This is a genomic window from Streptococcus sp. 1F3 (genome assembly GCF_054968985.1).
In genome coordinates this window covers 1-5,112 of sequence record NZ_JBUEQR010000033.1, presented here as the reverse complement: position 1 = coordinate 5,112, position 5,112 = coordinate 1, and the positions used below count along the sequence as shown (strand labels likewise).

Annotated in this window: 7 protein-coding genes; 6 read left to right on the top strand and 1 reads right to left on the bottom strand. The window is 38.8% G+C overall.

Features of this window, described 5'->3' with window-relative positions:
* From ACVPON_RS02630 to ACVPON_RS02610, 5 genes are all read left to right on the top strand, one after another.
* A partial coding sequence (locus ACVPON_RS02630; RefSeq protein ID WP_462875914.1) for an LPXTG cell wall anchor domain-containing protein occupies positions 1–92 on the top strand: 92 nt, incomplete at its 5' end.
* Positions 93–646: 554 nt separating this feature from the next.
* Positions 647–922 (top strand): DUF5966 family protein, encoded by a 276-nt coding sequence (locus ACVPON_RS02625; protein ID WP_462875912.1) that lies wholly within the window; start codon positions 647–649, stop codon positions 920–922.
* 141 nt (positions 923–1,063) lie between these two features.
* Entirely contained in the window at positions 1,064–1,690 is a 627-nt protein-coding gene (locus ACVPON_RS02620; protein ID WP_462875910.1) for a TetR/AcrR family transcriptional regulator, read from the top strand.
* Positions 1,690–2,202 (top strand): HdeD family acid-resistance protein, encoded by a 513-nt coding sequence (locus ACVPON_RS02615; RefSeq protein ID WP_462875908.1) that lies wholly within the window; start codon positions 1,690–1,692, stop codon positions 2,200–2,202. Before ACVPON_RS02620 ends, ACVPON_RS02615 begins: the two co-directional genes overlap by 1 nt.
* Positions 2,203–2,242: 40 nt before the next feature.
* Complete coding sequence (locus tag ACVPON_RS02610; RefSeq protein WP_462875905.1) at positions 2,243–3,457, top strand: chloride channel protein; 1,215 nt, start codon at positions 2,243–2,245, stop codon at positions 3,455–3,457.
* Here the strand turns inward: ACVPON_RS02610 and ACVPON_RS02605 are convergent.
* Positions 3,454–3,825 (bottom strand): potassium channel family protein, encoded by a 372-nt coding sequence (locus ACVPON_RS02605; RefSeq protein ID WP_462875903.1) that lies wholly within the window; start codon positions 3,823–3,825, stop codon positions 3,454–3,456. The two genes, ACVPON_RS02610 and ACVPON_RS02605, sit on opposite strands and share 4 nt — an antisense overlap.
* A 760-nt stretch (positions 3,826–4,585) precedes the next feature.
* Here ACVPON_RS02605 and ACVPON_RS02600 point away from each other — a divergent pair.
* Positions 4,586–5,041 (top strand): YSIRK-type signal peptide-containing protein, encoded by a 456-nt coding sequence (locus ACVPON_RS02600; protein WP_462875901.1) that lies wholly within the window; start codon positions 4,586–4,588, stop codon positions 5,039–5,041.
* Positions 5,042–5,112: the final 71 nt, after the last annotated feature.

The window sequence follows — 5,112 nt, the reverse complement described above, 5'->3', positions numbered from 1 at the left end:
AAACATCTTCTGTTGTAACTACAGCACTTGGTATCGGTATGCTAGTGGGAGCAGCTGGACTAGGATTAAAAGGTAAACGAGAAGAAGAATAAAGATAGCGACTCTTTCTTGTAGACCTTAAAGACATTGATTTTGGCTCATTGTCAACTGCAATGGGTTGATGATAAGCTAAGATCTAGAGAGGACCAGAATCTGGTCTTCTCTTTTTTGTATCCAAAGCAATGAGGATATGTCCTTTGAAATTTTCAAACTTCCCAAATCCATAAATGTTTCGTTTAATGACTTTGATGGGTTACTCTAGAGTCTTTTTCGATATATCTCGTTATTGGATGCTTACGATGTTATTCGTATAAGGAGTTTTTTCTTACCTATATAGTACTTTATACTCTTTAAAAATCAAAAGGATCCTTCGTCAACTTGCCTTGGCGAAGGCTAGTTCTACCTTCGGCTTCGATTATAAGGAAATTAGCAGGGCTAAGCTCATTTCCAACCTTTCACAATTCTTAATTGTGAAAGCTAGTCTACTTTTGATTTTTAGTGAGTATTAGATGAGGTGACGAAAGCAATTTGGTTGCCCAACTAGATACATTCGACACGGAGCAAGCTAACGATTATCGCAAGTAGTTGTCCTAGAAAGAGGTGTAATATGTTGGAACAAATTGTACAAAGTCATCTGATTGTCTCCGCAATAGAATTGATTTTGCATATCCTTTACCAGGTTAAAGTCACAGGAGTTTTGTTACTTAACGGACTTATCAGTGGATTAGTCTTTATAGAAATTTATGGAATTTATCTCTTCTTCGCAGAACAAAATCTCTATATAGAAAATTTAGCAGCTAATGGAGTTTTACGGGACTGTATGTTGTGGTTCATCTTCTGCTGGTATTTGTGCTTGGGACTAATTGTTTTAGAAGGAGAATGATATAAACTATATAATGGACTATCTAAATTGAGGTAGTTCAATTTTGATTCAGTCTGACAATTTTAATATAAACTAATTAGAGAAATTTGATTGACATTATAGACTTAATGGTCTATAATTAAAAGCTGTAAAGGTGAATATATGAGAAAAGAAGAAAAAACAAGACTCCGAAGAGAGAAAATCATTGCCGCAGCCTTGAGCGAATTTGCCACAAAAGGTTACCAAGGATTTATTATAAATGAACTTTGCAAATTAGATGGCATCTCCAAAGGAGTTTTATATCATAATTTCTCTGGAAAAACAGACCTTTACCTGACATGTGTACAGGAAAGTTTTGAGAAAGCTTTGGCACTGTTCTTGGGTGAGGAAGGCCAAGCGCCCTCCTTGGCTGACTATATGGAAAGACGTCACCAATTTTATCAGCAATACCCAGAGCATAGCCACATTTTCTTTGAGGCAATGATTGCGACACCAGAAGAGTTGGAAGCGGACATTGCACCACAGAAAGCTGTCTTTTTGGACTTGAATGAACAAATTTGTCAGAAACTCTTGTCAGAATCCAAACTCAAAGACCATATTGATGAAAAGCGAGCTATGACCTATCTACGCTTGATTCAGGACATGTTTCGTTACTATTATCTAAACGTTTCGATAGACAGCAGTTTGACAGATTTGGTTTCAGGATATGAACATCAATTGTCACAGGTTTTGGATATGATGATTTATGGAATACTAGAGGATGATTCCTCTAAAAAAGGAGAAAAATAATGTTGAAAACTTGGAAATGGTTGTTACTACTTGCAGGTATCTTTGCAGTCTTTGCAGGCTTTAATATGATGGTCAATCCGGCCGTTAGCTTGGCTTCTATGACTTTCTTGTTTGCTATTGTATTTGCAGTTCAAGGGATTTCTGAGATTGTGCAGTATTTCAACGCTGAAGAAAAGCATGGGTGGAACTTACTTGGAGGTATTGTAACCCTCATCCTAGCATTTGCCTTGTTCTCAGGAAGCTTTATTGAAATGGTTACTTTTGTACCTTTTATCGTTTCTTTCTGGGCTTTGACAAATGGTATTACAAGGACTATCGTTGGTTTTAAAGTTCGTAAGACGGATAAGTCTGTTGGCACACCACTTGTATGGTTGGGAATTTTAGGAATTGTAGCTGGTTTAATCATGATGGGACACCCATTGATGACTGGTCTGTTTATTAATTACACCATTGCTTTTGTCTTTATTTACCAAGGGATTGTGGCGATTGCTCAATTCTTCAAACTTAAATAATGAAAAGGGGCTATAGTGCCTCTTTCTTGTAGGTGGAGATATGTTTGGAAAAAAAGATGTTGTGTTGTTCTTGCTTGGTTTGGTCTATAGTAGCGTGACTGCTCTGATTTCTTATGGTTTTATCATGGCTGAAAAGCTGGGTAGTCATTTCTTGTGGGAAAGTCTGCCACATCAATTTCATCTAGGGTCAGTCTATTCCTTGCTTGTCTTGGGGCTTTTGACTGGTTTGGTCATTTTTCTCAAGATCAGGTGGGGCAATCTTCCCAAGACCAGCCATGATTTGTTGCATGAACTGGCCGAAAACGAAACGGTCTCTTATCAGAATACTTGGCAAAATCTAGTCTTGGCTCTACTGATCTTGATTTCAGGAGCAGGCGTTGGTCCAGAAGCCCCTTTACTGGGAGTGATAATTGCCTACTCCATCTGGCAGGCAGATAAATTACGATATCTGGACGCTAACTGGGATCAAGTCAGAGGTCAGGGGGTGTTGAAATGCTTGCAATACCTATGTCATCCCAGTCGATATCTTCTGTCTTATCCAATTAGCCAAAAACAAACAGGGAAAAAATTACGCAATTTCTTGATTGCTAATGGTTTACTGGTTTTCTTGATGATGATGCGATTGACAGATCAACCCTCTTTTGTGACCAAGTTGGGCGAAACCAGCTGGTCCTTAACGGATATCCTCTTCTTTTTACCGCTCTGTTTGTATGGATTTGCGGTCGGCAAAGGCTATACCTGGTTGAAAGGTAGTATTCGAGGAGGTTTAGATAGGTTAAACCTCTCCTTATCGATCAAACTTAGCCTTGGTGGACTGGCAATGTTTGTTGTGACCCAGCTATCACCGATCTTGTTATTTTCAGGACAACATAGCCTACATTCCGTCGTTGAACTTGGGTTAGCAACACCTGTTTTGACCTTAATCTTTCTGTCTTTTGCTAAATTGTTGTTCTTGGAAATGTGCTTGTGGTCAGGTTGGACAGGCGGGGATATTTTCCCCATAACCTTTGCAGCCTTTTTACAGGGATTTGCAGTAGCACAAGTCTTTCCGCAGGTAGATAGCTTGTTTATTGTCTTGGTGGTCAGTTTGTCCATGGCTATTGCCCTTCTTGAAAAGGAATGGTTGGCAGGTATTTTTATCAGCTTGTTCTTTCCGGTCCAACTCTTACCTATTTCCTTTCTGATGATTGGGTTGACGATATTTGGACGAAAATGTATTTTAGTGCTTCAAAAACGCGAAAAAACTGGCTCTTAGGAACCAGTTTTTTGCTTGTCAATTTCAACTGCTAATGAGTAGTGTTTGCTGACTTCTGTATAGTAGCTGACTACCAATCCTGACAGACTTCCTAGAAAGAGGATACCGTAAATAGCTAAAAGGATACTGATAATGCGTCCCAGAGTAGTCGTGACCAATAGGTCGCCATAACCCACAGTAGTTGCCGTTACAAAGCTATACCATAAGCTATCCCCATAGCTAGTAAGGTCAGGCTCTAAACAGAGTAGTAGACCAGCAGCGACAAAGATAAAACTGAAAAAGGAAGTGAGAAAGGCTGCAAAGCCCGTCACTTTCAGAATGTGCCAGATGATACGCAAACGATGAATGCGTTGATAGTTATTAGTCATAAAGTTGTTGTGCCTTTCAGTTTTTGAAATTCATTTAGGATAGACGGTTAGTAAGGGATATTCAATAGAACTATTATACCATGTTGGTCAGTAAATAGGTATCTTTAGATTTTGGCGTAAAATGGTAAATGCAGGTCGCAAACTATCATTCACTGGTAATAACTCATAGGGGCAATTAACTGATGACCACTTTGTTCAGCTACAACAGATATGCGTTCAAATCGTCTATCGCTAATCTTATCGTACACTTTTTTGCCTCTTACAGCACGCCCCTTTTTCGATAAAGATAAGTATCAATCCCTGTTTCATCAATATAGATAATGGGTAAATCACTTAGTACTGCCAGTACCTCAAGATAGCGTTGAACTTGTTTAGGATTTTGTTCTTTGTAGCTAGTTGTCTTTTTTTAAAGTGATATTCAGTTGCTTTAGAGTTGCCCAAATAGATGGAATAGCACATGCCATAACACTATTCTAATATAATTTATTTATAAACTAAACTACGATGTTTCACGGTCATCAATCATATTATTGAGGTTTCTGAAAGAAAATAAATTATAGGAACAAGAGAAATAAAGACGACTATGCCTATTTATATAACCTCCATCAAATTAGTTGACAAAGTCGGGGGGGGGGGATAATGGTCGGTGTAACATAGGTTTTGGCGATTTCTTTGGTAGAGGACGTCTAATTTGTGTATAAAAATAAAGGAGTATTTACTTGTGAAAAAGAATAACAGAAACAAGTTTGATTGGTATTCAATGAAACAATGTTTTGCACTTCGGAAATATCATTTTGGTTTGGCGAGCATTTTATTGGGGGCTCTTCTAGTAACAGGTCCTAAGGCGGTGCATGCTGAGGAGAGCTTGCCTTTGGAAAAACAATCAACTGCGGCTTTTGTACCGAAACAAGAGGGAGTAGTTGAAAATGAGGAAGAAAAGGTGTCTGTACAACCAATTGCGGAAACAGAGGTTGCTACGGAGGTTATAAAAGAAGAGGAAGAGTTGAGGAGTACATCTAGGGTTTTAGATATTCAAGATGTAGCGGTGGAAAAGCTTGAAGCAAGTACTTTTGCTCCCAAAGATAAAGAGGTGTTTGATTCAGAAGGCTTAAGTCGTACGAGTCTGCTTACCTCGACAATTGTACACCAAGGAGTGCCTACTCCAGCGGAGCAGGCTGAGGAATCCAATCACTCACAAGACACGCCAAACGCATGAAACTGAAATAGTTTCAGAAAAGGTATGTAAGCGATCTTATCATAGCGCCCAGTGCCTAAAAAGTGGTATCC